Below are 16,765 nucleotides of genomic sequence, written 5' to 3'. Positions count from 1 at the left end.
AAATAACTTTCATTTTGGAGTTTACTGTTTTAATCATGATAGTATTTACCACGGACTTTGTTCGCTTTCATCTTCAATATCATTACTGAAGAATTTTCCAGTTGGAGCATTTTCGTCTGTTACGGTATGTTTGATAATAAAACTTGCCGCACTTTCTACACTTCCCGGCCCGTTAAAATGATTAAAATCTGTAGCGGTATATCCCGGATCGATTGCATTTACCTTAAATGGTAAATCTCTTAGTTCGTACGCTAATGTAACTGTAAAAGCATTTAAAGCTGTTTTTGAAGAAACATACGATACAGCCTTGATTGCGTAGTATTTCCATGTTGGATCACTGTGCAAAGCAAGAGAACCCAGACCGGATGTTATATTACTGATTCGGGGACTTTCTGATTTTTTCAACAAATCAAGAAATATCTGAGTTACCCGGATTACACCAAAAAAGTTCGTATCAAATGTCTGTTGAATATCTTCGATCGAAGCTGCAGAAGGATCCTGAGGCAGATTTCCCAAAACTCCTGCATTATTAATTAAAATATCCAGTTTTCCCTGCTCCTTTTCTATTATATTTCTCGCTGCCAGAACACTTTCCTGATTCGTAACATCAATCTGAATCGCTTTGATGTTTTTAAATCCTTTTTCGGTAAGTTCTTTTACCACTTCTTCGCCTTTTGCAAGATCTCGGCTCCCTAAATAAACAAATAAGCCTTTTTCTGAAAGCTGTTTTGCGGTTTCTAATCCTATGCTTCTATTTGCGCCTGTAATTAATACTGATTTCATTTTTTATCTTTGTTAAATTATTTGAAGCAAAGTTGCACAGATAAAAAACAAAAATATTTGCCATATGGCAAAAAGCGTTTTAGCGGATATTTTTTCGTATACGGCTCAAAGATGATTGCGTAATTCCCAGATATGAAGCTAAATACGAAAGCGGAATACGATTTAATACATTTGGATAAAGTTCCATAAAAGACAAATATCGTGTTGTGGCATCTTCAGAAACCAGCGGACTTCTTCGTGCTACTTTCTGAATGAGGGCTTTTGCAATTATTTTGTGTACAATAGTATCCCAGCCTATAATGGTATTGAGTAGTTCGTCCCAGTCTTTTTTTGCGAAAACAATCATTTTACAATCGGTTACGGCCTGAACGTAGGCAGATGAACAGATACCATTGTCGAAACTTTCCAGATCAACCACCAGATTGTTTTCGTCTATAAAATACTTCGTGATTTCTTCGCCTTTGTTATTGTAGTAGCAAACGCGCATAATTCCGTCGAGAATAAATCCGACTTCCGTGGAAACTTTTCCAGCCTCAGAAAAATAAGCATCTTTAGGAATTTCTCTTTCCTGAGTTTTGGTCAAAATTAAATCAATCTGCTGCTGATTCAGATTGCCAAACTGCAATATATAGTCTACTAATTGTTTCATGCCCGAAAGTTAAGAATAACATTTCACAGGGAATTTGTCATATGGCAAAAAACAATCCGGATTATTTTTTATAAACATCCGGATTGTAAAGTTCCATATAGATTTCCGGTTTTGGAATATGGGTAAAACCGTATTTTTTATATAACCATTCAGCAGTCGAAGTTAACAGAATCCAGCGTCTTAAGCCCTGCAAATCAGGATGCGACATAATAGTGTCCATCAATTTTTTTGAAAGCCCTTTTCCGCGGTATTCATCCAGAACATAGACGTCTCCAAGATAAGCAATGGTTGAGAAATCAGAAATAATCCTGGCAAAGCCAATCTGTCTCCCATTGTGAAAAAGCCCGAAATTCAGCGAATTTTCAATAGAAATTTTGACTTTCTCCAGCGGAATATTATCACTCCAGCCGGAATCTTTAGACAAAAAATCATGGATAGCTGCAATATCGAGTTTTGTTTTATCTGTAGAGATTAAAAATTCGTCAAATTTGTGTTCTGTGATCTTCATTTTTTGTTGGTTATTAAATTTACGAAACAGAATTTTATCGAATTTAAGAATTAATCGACAAAGATTCCTATTTCATACTCACCAAGAAGCTGCTCTACAGTTTTGTAAAAAGCTTCATAGGAAGCAGGATTTTCACCAAGACCCCATAATGATTGAGAATTACGGCCGCTGCTTTTTAAAATACAGTTGATGTTTGATATATTTATCATTTCAAAATCTTCTTCTTCCTCATCTCCTCTAAATATAACGCTGTCGAATGGTTTTGCTAAATACGAAATAAATAATGGAAAATGCTCAAGATCTGTTGCAGTAAAAACATTAAGATTTTTGAAAACGTCACTTTTCTTTGTTAAATGAACTTTGAATGCGTAATTTTTTTCAGCAGATAAATCCTCGATATTTTTCTCTTCTACTATCTGCAGTTTACTTTCTGAAGTTAACCCGCTTGAAAGAGATAAATTCTGAAAATCCCAGAAACTGATATTTTGCACATCGTTATGTTCGCCTGTTAAAATGGTAATTTCTTTTTCAATTAATCCATTTTCGGATAAATTCAGAATAAATTCTTTAATTTCTTGTAATATAATCGAAAAATTGAAATGTGCACAATTATAAATTGAAATGTGCATTTTATTAGAAAAACAAATACTTTTGTTTTATACATATTAACAACTAAAAATTTGCAAAATGGAAAAAACAATTTGGCATATGGGACTCCATGAAGTTCTTGAAATAAGTAGCAACACCAGAAATGCAGTACATGAGCACGTCTCAGTTAGAAGAGTGTCAGGTGGCTGGATTTACAGTAATTTTTATACCAATACAGAAAATGGACAAATACATGAAACATCTGTCTTCGTTCCATATAGTGTTAACCTTAAGGGACCATCTGCAAAAATAACTTCAAGTGTCATTTAACAATATTAAACAATGATTAATTTGTTTTTCGCAAAAAAAAAATAGCTTTGCAAAGCGTAAAGGAAGCGATATTCTGGAAGAAAATTGGTTCTTCAATAAAAAGCCACTACAATTGTAGTGGCTTTTTAATTACCGTTTAATCAAGGTTTAAATATTATCCTGCAATATCAATTATATACAGTTGTTCATGACCTACTGTTTTTGTTTCAATACTTTTGATAAATAGAGGTCTTTTATCCAGTGCAAAATCTTCTATAAAACAATTGTTGTCTATTTCCTTTCTAAATTGCAATTGTAAATTATTTTGGATCTTTAATAGATCTGATTCAGATATGTTATTTAATTCAAAACTAAGATTTACTATCAATCTATTTTCTTTTACTGGCATAATTACAACTCTTTATAGTTAGATCTCAAAGATAGTAAATTAGCCTACGTTTAAGTTAAATTTTACAGAATCACCTTCGATTAACAGTTTTGTTAGTTCAAAATTGTTGTCGTAAATGTGAACATTAGCGAGATAAAGAGTAATACTTTTTAATTTAAGATCGATTTTCTTCGAAATTAGATACAAATGATAAATATCTGAAGGCAAACCAAGATTTGCGTCGGAACTACGCTGATATGCACTTAAAATCAGTTTACCGTTTTCGATTTGAAATTGTATAAGGCTTAAACATGGCTGTTGATTGCTTTCGGTGCTGTTGGAACCTAAAAAAAGCACGTAGTTTTTAGATGATCGCTTTTCACGATTTATTTTTTCAATAAGATCCGGCAGTTGTTCGAAGTATGTCGGATAACTATTAACTAAAATTGGTCCGCAATAATCCCACCACGATACGCCTATTTCGCGATAGGCTTCGGTTGAACGCTCACCAGCCATGAAAAGCGTTAATTCATCTTTAAGCTTCTTTTTTGCTACCGCATGACCTTCGAAAAGTTCGAGCAGGTCGATTGGTTTTAACCTTAATACTTGATTTTTAAGATCTGTTATTTTTCCTTTTTTATTCTCCTGGCGTCTGCCTTTTGTAATTATTTTATTTAATATCTGATGATACTTATTCATTTTGATTTTTTATTCCTGTTTCATTATCTTTGCCTTTCCTAGGTTAATTTAAACATGACGCAAAAAAGCCAAAGCAAGAAGACTTTTACGGTCCTCCAACGCTTTGGCTTTGTTGCTGAATAAATTACCCTAGGAAAGTATTTATTTGTTGGAGGACTTTTTTTAAATTCCTGTCCTCACTTAAGAATTATTCACTTTCACTTAAAATGTTCCAGTTTTTGGCTAGAAGCATACTTTCCGTTGTTGTTCCGACAATACTTTCTATTGTATCATTTGCCTGTAAGTAACCATAATCAGGCAGTGCAGCAATCCATCCAGTCTGCGAATTCCAATTAGCGGTTGTAATAGGATTGTTAGAAAGTACAATCTCCAATAAATTTGCCGGCAGTGGCTGAGTAGGATTAAATCTGCTGAGCATGTTAGATTGCAGCTGCAGATTATTCAAACTTTCGGAAAGCGGATGTGTTGGGTTAAACTCTGTTATTTTATTATCTCCAAGTCTCAGAACTCTAACACTGGACGGTAATGGAGTACCAGGATTAAAGTTTTCGATCTCGTTAGCATTTAAGCTAATCTCCCCAAGGTTATAGCCTAGTACAAAAACAACCGGATCGAAAACAACAATTTTATTATCACCTAAATACAAATATTGTAAACTTTCCATTTGCACCTGCGGGTCAAAACTCACGATTTGATTACCTTCTAAACCTAAAATTTCAAGGCTTGGATACATTGACTGTGATGGATTAAAAGATACAATCTGATTTGCTCCGAGTGCTAAGTTTCGCAGACTATACGGCAGTTCAATACTCGGATTAAAGTCTACTATCTGATTTGCTGACAAAGCCAGTATTTTAAGATTAGACGGCAGTGGTTTACTTGGATTGAAAACAACAATTTTATTATTGATAATCTGTAAGTTTTGCAGATTAACCGGCAGTGATGCTGGATCGAAATCAACTATCAGGTTACCCGTTAAATCTAACACATTAAGATTAGCAGGGAGCGCTTTATCAGGATCAAAAGTTACAATTCTATTATTTTGAATTGAAAGCTGGCTTAAAGACAATGGCAATGTACTGCTTGTATTAAATGATGTTATGATGTTATCATTTAATATTAATACATTCATTCCGTCAGCTTTAATAAAATCAATATCGCTGATTCCCATGTTAGGAAGAAGTACAAGCGGTGTAAATGCTGTGCTTCTTGTAAATGTTGCCACGTTTCCTGCAATGGTTACAGTTTCAAACTGGCATGAACCACTGAAACGGCTGTTCCATTGTCCTATATCATTTATATCTGCCACGCCTGCCGTTGAAATATCTTCAAAAGTCAGAATCATTGTAGGATCTGGAATTTTTACAACAACCGCCAAAAATGACGCTTCCGCGTCTGTACTTATTGGAGTTCTGTAAAAATCACCTTCAATTAAACCGCCTGTTTTCGCAGCTGCATTGTTACTGTATTCGCCTTTTATTTCAAATCCGGAAGGGTCTGAGTTTTTAAGATCATCAATCTGCTGCTGTAAATCATCGAACAATTCAGCATGCGCATTTGGATTATTTAAATGCGAGTCAAACTGTGACTTTTCGGCTTTTTGATTTAAGACCGTTGTAAGGTTCGAAATTTTTGACTGAGGTATTGTTTCATCTTTATGCCAAAATGATGTCCAAGATTGCTCAAATTGCGCCTGAGTTGGTTTTAAGCCGGTTCTGAACCAGCCTAATATTGTTGTTATACTTGTTGCCATGTTTTTAACCTATAAATTCGATATATGCCGCAACTCTGTACGGGTTAAGAATACTAAATGGCTTATCGCCTCCAAAAGGCTTAATAAGCTGTCCTTCGGCGTAGTCACCTGACGGAGTATCTGCAAGCGAGATACCGCCTGAACCTCCGAAAGTGCCGCCTTTTTTAATGCCGGGTCCGTTTACAGGGCTGATCTTTGGCAGTTCTTCAATTGAAAGGGTCTTTGTTTTAATTCCTTCTGCTTTACCAATTGCATTAAACTCAGGCTGATTTGGATCGTAGCCAAAAACAGTTCGACCGCGCATGTTGGTTACTTCGCGCCATCCTGCCGGAATATCTGCAACCGGTTTGAACCACGCAATTACAGCACCGCCGGTCTGAAATACTGAAAGCTTTTTTTCAATGGCCGAAAGTCTGTCCTCTAATGTTTTTGTCTGCAATGGCCGTTTAAAATCTGTCCAAAGCCAAGAGGTTTCAGCCGTGCCAATTGTTGCGTAACGTTTGGTATAAACTGTTTTGTTTGTTCCATTTTCAAAAGAGCCGGTGACGTTTTCCTCAATGATAACTACCCTGGCATTTGCATCGGCTGCAACTGCCTGACGAAATTCTAAAGGTTCGCCATTTATGTACACAACTCCTTTATGCACTACATTACTTCCTATCGGCGTTTCACATCCGGTAATAATGGTGAGATCACCCGCAAGCGCTCCAAAGGCGCTGAAGACATCAAATGTCGTTTGCAGTTCCTCAAGTCGTTCAGCGGTCAAAGGATAACCGCCTGTCTGCGTAAAAATTGATCTATTCATGGTTAAAGATTTCGTATCGTTTTCCGCCTGCTTTGTAAAAGTTCACATGTGCACGCAGTTCATGTATTTGTGTATTAATTAGTGCTTCCGGAACATAGACGATAAAGTCGAGTCCGGTGTCTGCGGTTTCAGATTCAGTACGCAGATATATTGGATTGTTTTCGCCTTCAGTATACAAATACTGAGGTTTGTTTTCGCCCTCAGTGTATATATAGAAAGGTCTGAAAAACTGCCCGTCTGTAATATAAATCCGCCTCTCGAGCGGATCAAACTTATCATTGAGTGATCCTTCTAAAGAGCAGACCTGTCCGGTATGCTCTAGTTTATATATGTTGTCCTGGCGCCAGTTGTACCACTTGTAATAAAGAGAGTTCACCGGCTTCAATAAGATCTGCGCAAATGCAGAAATCAAAGGCTTTCGAATCATTGTCAGAAGATTATCGAGTGCCAGGATATTCCAATCGATATTAAACCACATAGCTGATGTTATCAAAGGTTACTATTTCGAAATAACCGCTCTCTGCGATCTTTGATATAGTGATGGGCTGGGGATCACCATAATCACCCGCGTCCGGATTAATCCACGCGCTCTGTGCACCGAATAAGGTCGCATCAATTACACCAGGAACAGTTTGTATTTTATCAATGAGCGCTGATAGTTTTAACTCCCCGTTAAAATCCAGTTCTTTCATGAACTCTTTAAGCGCATCAACAACGGGATAATTACCGTTAAGCTTACTCATTCCGGATGCATCGAGTACCAGGGCATCACGTTTGATCTGCAAGTTTAAAAACAGTTTGTCTGCACGGTAGTTTATAATGGTTAAATAGGTGCCGGCGATTTTAATTCTTTTGAAATAATTCTCAATTGCCTCGATCTGCGCTGTGTCGGTGAAGTTTGTCAAAACACCGTTTTCTTCACCGGCTATCTTTATAATTACTCTCACGCGCTGTCCGTCAAAAACTTCATTGACGGCTGAATACTTGATTATTTTAGAGTCTTCGATCTGCGCACCGGTTGCGGAACTGTTATCAAACTTATCTGTATTGCCCAGCAGGTTAAAACCGAATTGAAAGCGTAACGCCATTGTTCGATACCAGGGAAGTGTCCCCGGATATTCATTAGCGAGGCGCTGATCAACTTCTTTTGCATGCTGATCGAAGAAAGACTCATGAATAAAATGAGCCAGTGCCACAATTTCAAAAAGAATGTTCTCTAAACTTACAAGTGAGAACTCCGAATCGAAAGAAGCACCGGCAGTGAAGCCGTATTTTGACGCATTACTTTCACTGGCCATAAACGGCACTGTCATTTCTGCTTTTATTTGTGTTCTGGTTCGTGCCATTATCTTACTATAAATGTGGATTCAATAATCATTGCACCGATGCCGTCATCAGCAATGATAAACTGATAATCACTGTTTGTTAATTTGGTGGCGCATCTGTTGAGATTAGTAAAGAGTTCTGTAATTACACTTGTGCGCTTTCCAGTGAACTTCAAGTCTTCACCAATTGAAAGATTATCCGTGATTGATCTGTTGTTTTCGAGGGCCATTAAAAAGACATTATCAATTGATCCTGTCATTTCGATTGTTTTATCTAAAAAGCTTTGTCCCTGGTATACTTTATCTGCCATACTCTGCGATTATTTTAAAAGGCTTGTTTTCGAAAAGATCAAGCTGAGTGACAATCAGGTTATCTTTTTTTAAATGCTCCCGGATCCTGTGTCTGAAGACTAAAAAATCAGAACTCAGGGCAATGTCCTGAATGCCGACACCAAGATCCGGTCTGAACTTCAATTCGCCCTGATGCGTCATGAGCATCAGTGAAATATTCTGTTCGAGTGTGGGACCTACAACCAGACCGCTTACAATTTTGTTTTCTGCGTCACGAATCGGATTGATTTTAAGATCCAAGATCTCACCGTTATCATTGTTGTCGTTTAATTGTATACCTGTGCCTTTCATAATTTATGTTATGCTGCCTGTTCCGGTTCCGCTCTGGCTCGATGCCGTTCCCGTTGTCTGAACAGTTACGTTTACAGTTCCGGATTTGACAAATTTCTCAACTGCATCACTCATACGACTTGCAAACTCTTCGATAGAATTTTCCTCTTTTGTCAGCATATCAGTGAGCAGATCTTTCAAATTGTTGTTTAACTCTTGTTTGTTTAAAGCCATTTTAATTGGTGTTTAAAATTGATTTAAATTTTGTGTCGAGATCCTGAAGCTTTAATTTTGTTTTCGGGGCTATTGATCCGCGACCCGCAGGCGTAACGATAACTGCGCTGCTTATTTCAGTTATTAATGATGATACCAGGGAACCGAAGTTTACACTCCCGTTTTTCAAAGTCACCTTTCCGGTAACACCGTCAATAAGAAACTCGAAATCTCCTTTTTTATAGGATATACTGTCGTAATTGTCAACCTTTATAACCATAAGTCCGGATAATTCACCTGTCTGGCTCAGAAGGATTACTTCTGAACCGATCTGCGGAATCATCACAAAGAGATCTTCGCTCTCGCTGATTGTAGCGCACAGCCTCACGTCACTTATTTGAAGACCTGAGTCAAGTTTCACCGTGCAGGTTGTGTTTTCTACGGACACCACTTCGGCAGTCATAGGCAGATTAGGATTAAAACCCAAAGCCTCGATTAATGCTCTTTTTATTTGTGCCGGTTTATCCATTTATACACTAAGTTTTACACCGATTTTAATTGTGCGTTTAAATCCACTTTCGTTGATTGATGTTGTAACACCAACGGCGTAGTAACTGCCGTTTTTATCCGGATAATCTTCGTCTTTAATCTTTACCGTATAAGTGGGCTGTACAAATGGTATTGCCCAGGTATCAATTGTTCCTTCGTATGCATCGGCAGATCTTCGTACAAGTTCAGCCTCTGCGATCTTCTTTAAATCAGCTGAAGCGACAGAACCGACTTTGAGTGTTATTTTATCGCCGCCGGTTGTACCAGTTGTAAAGCTTTCAATCTTCCCGGCCAGATTTGTTTTTTCAACCGTTACCTCGACCTTTCGATCTAGTGCCTTTTTGTATTCCAGGGCGCTTGTTTCAATGTTACGCTGCATGGAGTAAATAGCATCACCGCCTTTTTCAATGTACGGCGGGTGTATGTGCAGCTCTTTTTTCTCTGTGTTGAAATAGATGTTTGCTTTTGTTTCTTCAGCAAGCTTTTTAAGAACATCATAAGCGGTTGCCTGATGAAAGACAAACTTTTCGTAAGAGATGCCATAGTCGCACATCACTTTGTAAGACGGGTCAATCTGATCAACTAAAAGCTGTCCGATTTTTGTCAGTGTTGTAGGTTTTAATTCTACATCTTTGACTCCTTTTCTAAAGAGAAACAAGGCATCTTCGCACTCTATTTTCAATGAGTTGTCTTTGTTTACCACATCAAGAACATAACCGATAAACTCTGTCCTTAGATCACCATCGTAGCCGGCTTTTATAATTACTTCAGTTCCGCGTTTCACTTCATTTTCAATGTTGAAAACCTGATTCATGAAAGCTTCCGGAAGTGTAATAGTGGCTTTATCGGAAAGATTATCTACACTGCATTCAATGTCAATGGAATCAACTGTTCTTAAGATGTACGTTACACCTGCAGTTTTGAATTTTATATCCCAGGTAATGTTATACATCTAATTCGTCTTTAACTAAAAGTTCGTATGAATAATCACTGGTAAGCTTCAGCTCATAAGCCTGCACATTCTCCCCTTTGGTAAAAGGGAAACTGTAATCTTCAACAACAACTCTATAAATTGATAATAATTCTAACGGATGACAATAGATATAAATCTCTTTTTTATGTCTTAGAAAATCAAATAACATTGAAAACTGACTAGCAGGAAAACAGTCTTGCGGTTTGCCCTGCATAATACTGCCGATTAAGACCCCCGTTACTGTAATTTCAAAATCTTTACGGCTCCAGCGCTCTTTAATCGTTCCGATCAGGTTATCACCTTGTTTGGCTACGTTACGTTTTATAATATTGTTCCCGGAGGTGATATTGATCATCGGCTCATACGGGAACAGCCATCTTTCACCATTTTCAGTGAAAGAAAAACTGAGCGGAAAAAACTGTTTCTGCTCTTCAACGTTATCGTTTGTTGTCCAGTTGCCTTCCGCATTTATGGCGCGTCCTGGCTTAATTACAACATTGTTCGGGTTGTTTTTAACCGGCACAAATGGAATTACCGGAAGCACCTTAGATGCCAGATCATTGTTGATCACATTGGTGTTTTGGATTAAGTTCACTGCCCGGCTTCCCATGAGTGAAGCAAATAGCAAATCCTGATTATCTAATGCCATATTATTATCCGGCGGCGCTTCCCGCCATTGCTAAAACTCTGAGCAGTTCATCGGCTACACCGTCACCTGACTGTCTGGCGGCGTCTTTTCCTCCGCTTACACTGTCAGCCTTCAGACCGATTAATTGATCTATAGTTATGGTTATATAATTGTGTTTTGTTCCTCCCGTGGCCACAGCTTCATTACTCTTTTTCATGTCTTCACTGCCTTGACCGCTCTGACCGCCTCCTAAGTCTGCTCCTGGAATACCCGGAGTCGAGATTCCTTCCTCTTCTTTCGGCTTCTTTTTCCATTTTACAGAATTAAAAGCCGCTTTAAATTCCTGACCAGCCTGTTTAGTCAGATCATTTGCCTTTTTATACTCAGCCCGGATTGACTTTTTACGAGTTTCAACCTGATTATTAAGCTGCGCGATCTGAGCGTCATTGTCTGCTTTGTTTCCAAGTCCGACCGCATTTTTAAACTTATACCAGGCAATTTGTATTTTATTAATTCCAATCATAAAGCCATTTACCATGAGGTTGAAATTTGCCTTTACTGCCTGTATATATGCCATAAAGAGCAGTTTTGCTCCTTGTATGGTATGCTTCCACGCTTTGCCCCAGCCTTCAGTTTTTGAAACGACAACCGCGATTACAGCAATAAGTGCCATGATTCCAATAACAATCCATACAATTGGGTTCATGGCCATCACGAAATTGAATGCCGCCTGAACTCCTGTCCATACTGCTGTAGCTTTTGAAACAATTGTTGTCCAAAGTGCCTGAAGCTTTGTTGCGCTTGTGAGTGTTGAAAATACGGTGCCTAAACCTTTGAAAACGGGTGCTAAATCTGCCATACTGCTGGCAGTTTCGCCCACCACATTTGCATAACCGAGCCAGCCTTCTGTAGCATTGAAAACAGAAATCTTAAAATCATCAATCTGCGCCTGAAGGCGTTTGTTTTTTTCCTCCGGGCTTTCCATGATGATTGCCGCCTGTTCATACGCGGTGTTAGTATCTTTAATCTTTCCGGTTAAAGTTTCTAACTCTGGAATTTGTGCCAGCAGTGCTTTTGTGGCACCGTCAGCCCCTTCACCAAGCCACGCAGATAAAAGCGCCGAATCTTTCATTGCAGGCTTTAAAGCTGTTAATCTCTCAACGAGTGTTGAATTTTTATCCGCAAGCTTTGTGGTGTCAACTCCTAATTTCTGCAATTCTTCTTTATAGGCTTTCGGAATATATTTTCCCTGGCCCAGTTTAATAAGAACGTTACGCAGGGCAACTCCGCCCTCGCTTCCTTTTTTACCTGCTTTGTCCAGGATCTGAATTGCGGCGTTTGTCTCTTCAAAAGAAACATTAGCCATCTTTGCCGCCATTCCGGTATTTTCAAGAGCCTGTTTGATCTGGGGTAACTCTGCGGATCCTTCACCTGCAGCTGCGGCCATGACATTCATCATTTCTGCCATTGTTTTACTGGCTTGTATCGGATCATCCAGAGATACCTGATACTGATTCATTGCAGTTGTCAGCAGTTCTGTTGCCGCTACCTGGTCACCGCCCATCAGTTTACTGGTAACTGACACAGTATTTCCCATTTTATCAAGTGCAGCAGGAACTTTTGCAATTTCGGGAGTTAACTGTCCTAAGATCAGTTTGAATGCTTCTGCACCATCTGCCGCAGAAACCCCAAAGGTTTTACCTGCTTTTCGGGCATACCCTTCAATCTCTTTAAGCTTTTGACCTGTCACGCCTGTCATAGCCTGCAAATCATACATACTCGTACTGAGTTCCATGCCCGGCGCATTAAAAGCTTTGATACCCTGAGCGGCAGTTTCAAGATTATTGATAAAAGATTCCATCGTGATAGAATCTAGTTTCTTTTGTAATTTGTCTATCTCTTTTTGAACCTTCGTAGAGAACTTTGTAAAAGCAGAGCTTGCACGATCAACATTGCTGTTGATCTGGATCATGTAACTTAAAGTGTTGCTCATAGGAAAGTATTTCGTTCAGATTTTCTGAGATATTCTAATTCGGCGTAGCGCATTGCCCATTCTTCGTCGGTTAAATCATCAGGGTTAAGATGCATGTAGTATCTTAACTGGGCATTGGCTATTCTCAACCAGTCGTTTTCATTGACTGCTGATGACTTTACAGCTTTTCCAACTCAAAGTGTTCGAAAGCGCATATTGTGTCAAGCTGGGCAGAGATTCCAAGGAATAGGGAATCGTTTGTCTGAATTTCTTCATCGCCTGCAAGCCAGCAGGATTTTAAAATGTGTTCGTTAAATTTAAGCGGGTCTTTTGCGCCTGCTGTAGATGCGTAGCTGAGTTCCTGACGTGTAGGCTTTCTCAGGTAGCATATTTTTTGGGCTTCTATAGATTTAAGGGCATATACATTTACATGCTGCTTTTTCCATTCTGCGATTTGTTCTGGTGTTGCTGTGTTCATTTTTGTTATTTTTTATTAAAAGAACACTCCTTATTCAGGAGTGTTCAAATTATGCTGCGGTTAGTACCTGTAAGGCAATAAATGGAATTGTAATTTCCATAAACTTGTCACCTTGTTTAAACTCTTTAGGAGCCTCAGTAAATGAGATACCCACAATTCTGTCAGTTGTCATGGAATCGCCTGCCGTTGGATTTCCATACGACACAACGCCGTCAACATTGAGTCCCAGAATAGAGCCGTTTCCGGCTTTCTGTAAAGCGATCAGTTCTGACTGTAGAATTGTGATCTCACCTTCGACAGTAATATTTCCGCCCTGAATTGCTACGGCATATCTTCCTTTACCGAAAATTGCTTCTTTCTCGGCTTTCTCGGTGTATTTGATACCTCTAAAACCTACAATATCCCTTCCGCCTAAAACGAGCGTCAAATCAGCCCATTCGTATTCTCGTGAATTAAAACTCATAATTATTGACCTGTATTAATCGATTGTGATTCTTGCTTATTATCTAGTGTTAACTCCTGTCCTTCGAACATAACTTTAAAATCAGCCCATTGATTTTCTTGTGATTTTGATTTCATAGTTATTGACCTGTATTAAAACCGATTGAAAATTCTAAGAATCTTGCGTACCCATGCGGGCGCACTCTGATTCTTCCTTTGATTGTTGAATCCTGGGCGATGTTGTTAGTAACATCGATTGTGCATTCAACACCTGTATCATTTGCCACAGTTACATCAACTGAAAGTTCACCTTTCGCGCTCATTTCCTGTGCAATTACTCTCACTACTTCAGCTTCCAAAGCTTTTGCGTAAGGAGCCTGAATTTTACCTTCGCCTGTAATTGGAACTGTGTCCAGGATAAAGTTTGTTAAAGCTTGGTTTGCTAAAACGTAAGCCTTATCAATAGCACGTCTACGGGCTAGAAAGTGGTAATCGTCTTCGAGTTCACAGGCCAGCATATCATCCACGAAGAAAAAACCGCTCTTACCTACATGCGTGGTAAGTGTGATAAAACCTTTGTCGTAAATCGCATCGATGTTCGCCTGTTCTGCCGGCAGATCCACAATGAAAAATTCAAGCGGGTTTAAGGCGCCGTCTCGAACACGACCGACATTTACATGAACTTGATTTCTTGCAATCCTTCCGGCCAGTACACCAACTGCTGCACCTTTCGATGCCGTGGCGCCTGTTCTTTTCTCTGTATCTCCGATCAGAACTGCAACCCTGTTGTAAGTTGTCTGTGAAAAGCCGATCAGATCTGAAACTACACCTGTGAAATTGTACGCCTCAATGATAAATACAACCGGCTGTGTTTTCTGAGCTGTAAATTCTTCAGCTATTGTCTGTGCAGCTAAAAGCGTGGCAGGGAATCCCTGCCTGATTCCGGCTGTGGTTTCAGTTTCGGCAACTGAAGGTGCATATTTGACAACAACGAATCGAATTCGTCTGTTTGATACCGTTAGAACCTCTTTACTTGCTGTGATGAGTTCATCAAGCGTTTTTGTTTTTGCAGCGCCGTAAATCCAAAGTTCTGTCCCTGTTCCGGCTTCTGCGTAAAACTCTTTAATTGTTTTGTGCAGTTCATAATTCCCTGCCACAGTTGGGAGGATTCCCAAACTTTCTGCCTCTTCGAGTGAGTAGACAGTAAAAGCTTTGCTCAGCGCGAAGCTTCCATTTGCAACGGCAGAGGAAACAATGACACAAATACCGTCAGGACTTGTGGTGACTGTTCCAATATTGCCGTTTTCAAATGATATGTTTACACCTGGTTTTCCCATTACTCAGCTTTTTTTGTGTTAGCTTTTTTTGCACCGGCTTCTTTAACTTCGCCCGCCGGTTCTTCCTTTGCCGGTTCTTCCTGCTTTGGATCTTCCTGCTTTGGATCTTCCTGCTCTGGATCTTCCTGCTTTGGATCTTCCTGTTTTGGATCTTCCTGCTCTGGATCTTCCTGCTCTGGATCTTCGTCTGCCGGATCTTCCTGCTCCGGATCTTCACCCAGAGAAGCGACGTATGCTCCGGCATTATCTTTTAAAAGATCAATAGATTTTAAACCTAGTGATTTTGCCAGATTTTCATCTTGTGGATCTTCATCATCATCAAAATCAAAATCCTCTTCATCAGCATCCCTGAAAAAGGGATTGACAACTAGTTCAACTGATTTATCTTTTAGGTTTTTGGCGTGGCTTTTAGCGTCACATGCATTGTAAAAAACTTCACCGTCTGAGGTCATGTGAACCTCTTTTAAATCTTTATGTGTTTCGAAAATTTTGTGTGTTTTCATTATGTCGTTTTGTTTAGATTTGATTTGATTATTGTTGCGATGATAAATGCGAGAATAAGTGAGCAGATCACTGCTAAAACCCAGAATCCCTTTATTTGGGTTTTCTGCCACCAGGTGAGTTCATTTGTTATTACCGGCACTTTTACAACCTCCTGCCTGTTCTCTTTTATATAGGTAGATTTCCACCGTGCAAAGAGTTCCTGCGCTTTCGACTCGCAGTCAACTGTGAGTAAGTTGTCGGCAATCCGAACCCTCGGGCTCTTTAATGTACGCCCCGGTTCGGCTCGCTTGACATCTTTTACTGTAACTTTTCCATTAATACAATCCAAAAGGGCATTGTATGAGGAACTGTCTTTTTCAATTTTGAAAGCTGTATCGTGTACAGTTTCGGTGAGTGTTTTTTCTGTTGTTACTGTATTCTGCACCACTACTGGTTTTCTGCCTGCGCAGGAAACCAGACTAATGGCGAGAACAAAAAATAAACAACCAATTTTTATGTTTTTCATGGTCTTATAAAGCCTTTAATTTTTGATAATTCTCTAACTCTTCGACAAACTTCGTAGCCTTCCCGGCTTCCTTCATCGTTTGTATTGCCTTCGATGGTATGAACCTTTGTGCCTGCGACTTTCTCCACAATTCCGGTATGGCCTAAACCTTTACCATAATCAAGAATCATAATATCGCCCGGCTGGGGTGTCTTTACTCTTAAAAGCGGTCTGTTATTCCACATTGCCAGGACACCGCCTGTTTTAAAAAGTGTGTTTGGCAATGCCGTTTGTTTGGAGGCCTCAACAGCACACCAATAAACAAAAGCCATGCACCAGCTGTAACCTTTTCCAAGTCCTACAGACTTTAAGTACTTTTCAACCTCAGGACCAGCATTGCTGTTCTTTGGTGCTTCCTGAACGCCTAACTGAGTTATGGCGATCTGTAATATTTTTTCGGATAATCTCATCAGCTTTTACCGTTTAGTTGTTTGAATTTTTGAAGTTCTTCAACCAGGTGCTGGTTTACGTCCATAAGTTCACGAAGCTTTTTTTCCATTTCGTTGATAGTGTCAGTAGCTTTGGTAAGCCGGCTGGCCATATCATCAAGTAATTCTCGGTAGTACTTAACCGCATTTACTGCATTGTCTAATTCGGCCGCTCTGTCTTCAGCAAGGTTTTTGCGCTTTGAAAAGATGTAGGTTATCAGCGCTGAGAAAAAAGCCGCTAAAGTTGGGTATATAAATAGTTCCATAGTT

Annotated in this window: 26 protein-coding genes; 1 reads left to right on the top strand and 25 read right to left on the bottom strand. The window is 39.2% G+C overall.

Annotation, left to right across the window (positions count from 1 at the left end):
• Positions 1-45: 45 nt before the first annotated feature.
• From OZP11_RS01755 to OZP11_RS01740, 4 genes are all read right to left on the bottom strand, one after another.
• Positions 46-783 (bottom strand): SDR family NAD(P)-dependent oxidoreductase, encoded by a 738-nt coding sequence (locus OZP11_RS01755; protein WP_281233524.1) that lies wholly within the window; start codon positions 781-783, stop codon positions 46-48.
• Positions 784-862: 79 nt separating this feature from the next.
• Positions 863-1,432, bottom strand: a complete 570-nt coding sequence (locus OZP11_RS01750; protein WP_281233523.1) for a Crp/Fnr family transcriptional regulator — start codon at positions 1,430-1,432, stop codon at positions 863-865.
• 61 nt (positions 1,433-1,493) lie between these two features.
• On the bottom strand, positions 1,494-1,940 hold the full coding sequence (locus OZP11_RS01745) for a GNAT family N-acetyltransferase (protein WP_281233522.1): 447 nt from the start codon (positions 1,938-1,940) through the stop codon (positions 1,494-1,496).
• 50 nt (positions 1,941-1,990) lie between these two features.
• A complete protein-coding gene (locus OZP11_RS01740) occupies positions 1,991-2,569 on the bottom strand; it encodes a hypothetical protein (protein ID WP_281233521.1) in 579 nt (192 codons plus the stop codon).
• A gap of 58 nt (positions 2,570-2,627) precedes the next feature.
• Here OZP11_RS01740 and OZP11_RS01735 point away from each other — a divergent pair, with 58 nt between their 5' ends.
• Complete coding sequence (locus tag OZP11_RS01735) at positions 2,628-2,858, top strand: hypothetical protein (protein ID WP_281233520.1); 231 nt, start codon at positions 2,628-2,630, stop codon at positions 2,856-2,858.
• A gap of 154 nt (positions 2,859-3,012) precedes the next feature.
• On the opposite strand, the gene OZP11_RS01730 is transcribed toward OZP11_RS01735, so the two are convergent.
• The 21 genes from OZP11_RS01730 to OZP11_RS01630 all read right to left on the bottom strand — a co-directional run bounded on the left by OZP11_RS01730 (position 3,013) and on the right by OZP11_RS01630 (position 16,761).
• On the bottom strand, positions 3,013-3,246 hold the full coding sequence (locus OZP11_RS01730) for a hypothetical protein (protein WP_281233519.1): 234 nt from the start codon (positions 3,244-3,246) through the stop codon (positions 3,013-3,015).
• A 39-nt stretch (positions 3,247-3,285) separates the two neighbouring features.
• On the bottom strand, positions 3,286-3,924 hold the full coding sequence (locus tag OZP11_RS01725) for a thymidylate synthase (RefSeq protein ID WP_281233518.1): 639 nt from the start codon (positions 3,922-3,924) through the stop codon (positions 3,286-3,288).
• A gap of 187 nt (positions 3,925-4,111) precedes the next feature.
• Complete coding sequence (locus OZP11_RS01720; RefSeq protein WP_281233517.1) at positions 4,112-5,677, bottom strand: leucine-rich repeat domain-containing protein; 1,566 nt, start codon at positions 5,675-5,677, stop codon at positions 4,112-4,114.
• Between the two features lie 4 nt (positions 5,678-5,681).
• Positions 5,682-6,482: a hypothetical protein gene (locus OZP11_RS01715; RefSeq protein ID WP_281233516.1), complete on the bottom strand. Its 801-nt coding sequence runs from the start codon at positions 6,480-6,482 to the stop codon at positions 5,682-5,684.
• Positions 6,475-6,960: a hypothetical protein gene (locus OZP11_RS01710; protein WP_281233515.1), complete on the bottom strand. Its 486-nt coding sequence runs from the start codon at positions 6,958-6,960 to the stop codon at positions 6,475-6,477. Before OZP11_RS01710 ends, OZP11_RS01715 begins: the two co-directional genes overlap by 8 nt.
• On the bottom strand, positions 6,950-7,828 hold the full coding sequence (locus tag OZP11_RS01705; RefSeq protein ID WP_281233514.1) for a nucleotidyltransferase: 879 nt from the start codon (positions 7,826-7,828) through the stop codon (positions 6,950-6,952). The genes OZP11_RS01710 and OZP11_RS01705 overlap by 11 nt, the downstream gene beginning before the upstream one ends.
• Positions 7,828-8,118 (bottom strand): hypothetical protein, encoded by a 291-nt coding sequence (locus tag OZP11_RS01700; RefSeq protein WP_281233513.1) that lies wholly within the window; start codon positions 8,116-8,118, stop codon positions 7,828-7,830. The genes OZP11_RS01705 and OZP11_RS01700 overlap by 1 nt, the downstream gene beginning before the upstream one ends.
• On the bottom strand, positions 8,108-8,449 hold the full coding sequence (locus tag OZP11_RS01695) for a GPW/gp25 family protein (RefSeq protein ID WP_281233512.1): 342 nt from the start codon (positions 8,447-8,449) through the stop codon (positions 8,108-8,110). Before OZP11_RS01695 ends, OZP11_RS01700 begins: the two co-directional genes overlap by 11 nt.
• Positions 8,450-8,452: 3 nt before the next feature.
• On the bottom strand, positions 8,453-8,662 hold the full coding sequence (locus OZP11_RS01690) for a hypothetical protein (protein ID WP_281233511.1): 210 nt from the start codon (positions 8,660-8,662) through the stop codon (positions 8,453-8,455).
• A gap of 1 nt (position 8,663) precedes the next feature.
• Entirely contained in the window at positions 8,664-9,170 is a 507-nt protein-coding gene (locus OZP11_RS01685) for a hypothetical protein (RefSeq protein WP_281233510.1), read from the bottom strand.
• A complete protein-coding gene (locus OZP11_RS01680) occupies positions 9,171-10,142 on the bottom strand; it encodes a hypothetical protein (RefSeq protein WP_281233509.1) in 972 nt (323 codons plus the stop codon).
• Positions 10,135-10,812 carry a DUF6046 domain-containing protein gene (locus OZP11_RS01675; protein ID WP_281233508.1) on the bottom strand — a complete coding sequence of 226 codons (678 nt, stop codon included), beginning with the start codon at positions 10,810-10,812 and terminating at the stop codon, positions 10,135-10,137. The genes OZP11_RS01680 and OZP11_RS01675 overlap by 8 nt, the downstream gene beginning before the upstream one ends.
• Positions 10,813-10,816: 4 nt before the next feature.
• Positions 10,817-12,784 (bottom strand): phage tail tape measure protein, encoded by a 1,968-nt coding sequence (locus tag OZP11_RS01670; protein ID WP_281233507.1) that lies wholly within the window; start codon positions 12,782-12,784, stop codon positions 10,817-10,819.
• A complete protein-coding gene (locus OZP11_RS01665) occupies positions 12,781-12,912 on the bottom strand; it encodes a hypothetical protein (protein ID WP_281233506.1) in 132 nt (43 codons plus the stop codon). Before OZP11_RS01665 ends, OZP11_RS01670 begins: the two co-directional genes overlap by 4 nt.
• A gap of 29 nt (positions 12,913-12,941) precedes the next feature.
• On the bottom strand, positions 12,942-13,241 hold the full coding sequence (locus tag OZP11_RS01660) for a hypothetical protein (protein WP_281233505.1): 300 nt from the start codon (positions 13,239-13,241) through the stop codon (positions 12,942-12,944).
• 49 nt (positions 13,242-13,290) lie between these two features.
• Entirely contained in the window at positions 13,291-13,704 is a 414-nt protein-coding gene (locus OZP11_RS01655) for a hypothetical protein (protein WP_281233504.1), read from the bottom strand.
• A gap of 118 nt (positions 13,705-13,822) precedes the next feature.
• Positions 13,823-15,019: a DUF2586 family protein gene (locus OZP11_RS01650; RefSeq protein ID WP_281233503.1), complete on the bottom strand. Its 1,197-nt coding sequence runs from the start codon at positions 15,017-15,019 to the stop codon at positions 13,823-13,825.
• Positions 15,019-15,522: a hypothetical protein gene (locus OZP11_RS01645; RefSeq protein ID WP_281233502.1), complete on the bottom strand. Its 504-nt coding sequence runs from the start codon at positions 15,520-15,522 to the stop codon at positions 15,019-15,021. Before OZP11_RS01645 ends, OZP11_RS01650 begins: the two co-directional genes overlap by 1 nt.
• Positions 15,522-16,028, bottom strand: coding sequence for a hypothetical protein (locus OZP11_RS01640; protein WP_281233501.1), 507 nt, complete (start codon positions 16,026-16,028; stop codon positions 15,522-15,524). The genes OZP11_RS01645 and OZP11_RS01640 overlap by 1 nt, the downstream gene beginning before the upstream one ends.
• Positions 16,025-16,477 carry a CHAP domain-containing protein gene (locus tag OZP11_RS01635; RefSeq protein ID WP_281233500.1) on the bottom strand — a complete coding sequence of 151 codons (453 nt, stop codon included), beginning with the start codon at positions 16,475-16,477 and terminating at the stop codon, positions 16,025-16,027. The genes OZP11_RS01640 and OZP11_RS01635 overlap by 4 nt, the downstream gene beginning before the upstream one ends.
• On the bottom strand, positions 16,477-16,761 hold the full coding sequence (locus OZP11_RS01630) for a cell wall anchor protein (RefSeq protein WP_281233499.1): 285 nt from the start codon (positions 16,759-16,761) through the stop codon (positions 16,477-16,479). The genes OZP11_RS01635 and OZP11_RS01630 overlap by 1 nt, the downstream gene beginning before the upstream one ends.
• Positions 16,762-16,765 lie beyond the last annotated feature (4 nt).

It is taken from the genome of Flavobacterium gelatinilyticum (assembly GCF_027111295.1).
Taxonomy (GTDB): Bacteria; Bacteroidota; Bacteroidia; order Flavobacteriales; family Flavobacteriaceae; genus Flavobacterium; species Flavobacterium gelatinilyticum.
The sequence above is the reverse complement of the archived record's forward strand: the minus strand, read 5'-3'. Positions and strand labels throughout refer to the sequence as shown.

Bases quoted from the DNA above. Each gene is read 5' to 3' on its own strand.
- OZP11_RS01755 (WP_281233524.1), bottom strand. From the start codon at position 783: ATGAAATCAGTATTAATTACAGGCGCAAATAGAAGCATAGGATTAGAA.
- OZP11_RS01750 (WP_281233523.1), bottom strand. From the start codon at position 1,432: ATGAAACAATTAGTAGACTATATATTGCAGTTTGGCAATCTGAATCAG.
- OZP11_RS01745 (WP_281233522.1), bottom strand. From the start codon at position 1,940: ATGAAGATCACAGAACACAAATTTGACGAATTTTTAATCTCTACAGAT.
- OZP11_RS01740 (WP_281233521.1), bottom strand. From the start codon at position 2,569: ATGCACATTTCAATTTATAATTGTGCACATTTCAATTTTTCGATTATA.
- OZP11_RS01735 (WP_281233520.1), top strand. From the start codon at position 2,628: ATGGAAAAAACAATTTGGCATATGGGACTCCATGAAGTTCTTGAAATA.
- OZP11_RS01730 (WP_281233519.1), bottom strand. From the start codon at position 3,246: ATGCCAGTAAAAGAAAATAGATTGATAGTAAATCTTAGTTTTGAATTA.
- OZP11_RS01725 (WP_281233518.1), bottom strand. From the start codon at position 3,924: ATGAATAAGTATCATCAGATATTAAATAAAATAATTACAAAAGGCAGA.
- OZP11_RS01720 (WP_281233517.1), bottom strand. From the start codon at position 5,677: ATGGCAACAAGTATAACAACAATATTAGGCTGGTTCAGAACCGGCTTA.
- OZP11_RS01715 (WP_281233516.1), bottom strand. From the start codon at position 6,482: ATGAATAGATCAATTTTTACGCAGACAGGCGGTTATCCTTTGACCGCT.
- OZP11_RS01710 (WP_281233515.1), bottom strand. From the start codon at position 6,960: ATGTGGTTTAATATCGATTGGAATATCCTGGCACTCGATAATCTTCTG.
- OZP11_RS01705 (WP_281233514.1), bottom strand. From the start codon at position 7,828: ATGGCACGAACCAGAACACAAATAAAAGCAGAAATGACAGTGCCGTTT.
- OZP11_RS01700 (WP_281233513.1), bottom strand. From the start codon at position 8,118: ATGGCAGATAAAGTATACCAGGGACAAAGCTTTTTAGATAAAACAATC.
- OZP11_RS01695 (WP_281233512.1), bottom strand. From the start codon at position 8,449: ATGAAAGGCACAGGTATACAATTAAACGACAACAATGATAACGGTGAG.
- OZP11_RS01690 (WP_281233511.1), bottom strand. From the start codon at position 8,662: ATGGCTTTAAACAAACAAGAGTTAAACAACAATTTGAAAGATCTGCTC.
- OZP11_RS01685 (WP_281233510.1), bottom strand. From the start codon at position 9,170: ATGGATAAACCGGCACAAATAAAAAGAGCATTAATCGAGGCTTTGGGT.
- OZP11_RS01680 (WP_281233509.1), bottom strand. From the start codon at position 10,142: ATGTATAACATTACCTGGGATATAAAATTCAAAACTGCAGGTGTAACG.
- OZP11_RS01675 (WP_281233508.1), bottom strand. From the start codon at position 10,812: ATGGCATTAGATAATCAGGATTTGCTATTTGCTTCACTCATGGGAAGC.
- OZP11_RS01670 (WP_281233507.1), bottom strand. From the start codon at position 12,784: ATGAGCAACACTTTAAGTTACATGATCCAGATCAACAGCAATGTTGAT.
- OZP11_RS01660 (WP_281233505.1), bottom strand. From the start codon at position 13,241: ATGAACACAGCAACACCAGAACAAATCGCAGAATGGAAAAAGCAGCAT.
- OZP11_RS01655 (WP_281233504.1), bottom strand. From the start codon at position 13,704: ATGAGTTTTAATTCACGAGAATACGAATGGGCTGATTTGACGCTCGTT.
- OZP11_RS01650 (WP_281233503.1), bottom strand. From the start codon at position 15,019: ATGGGAAAACCAGGTGTAAACATATCATTTGAAAACGGCAATATTGGA.
- OZP11_RS01645 (WP_281233502.1), bottom strand. From the start codon at position 15,522: ATGAAAACACACAAAATTTTCGAAACACATAAAGATTTAAAAGAGGTT.
- OZP11_RS01640 (WP_281233501.1), bottom strand. From the start codon at position 16,028: ATGAAAAACATAAAAATTGGTTGTTTATTTTTTGTTCTCGCCATTAGT.
- OZP11_RS01635 (WP_281233500.1), bottom strand. From the start codon at position 16,477: ATGAGATTATCCGAAAAAATATTACAGATCGCCATAACTCAGTTAGGC.
- OZP11_RS01630 (WP_281233499.1), bottom strand. From the start codon at position 16,761: ATGGAACTATTTATATACCCAACTTTAGCGGCTTTTTTCTCAGCGCTG.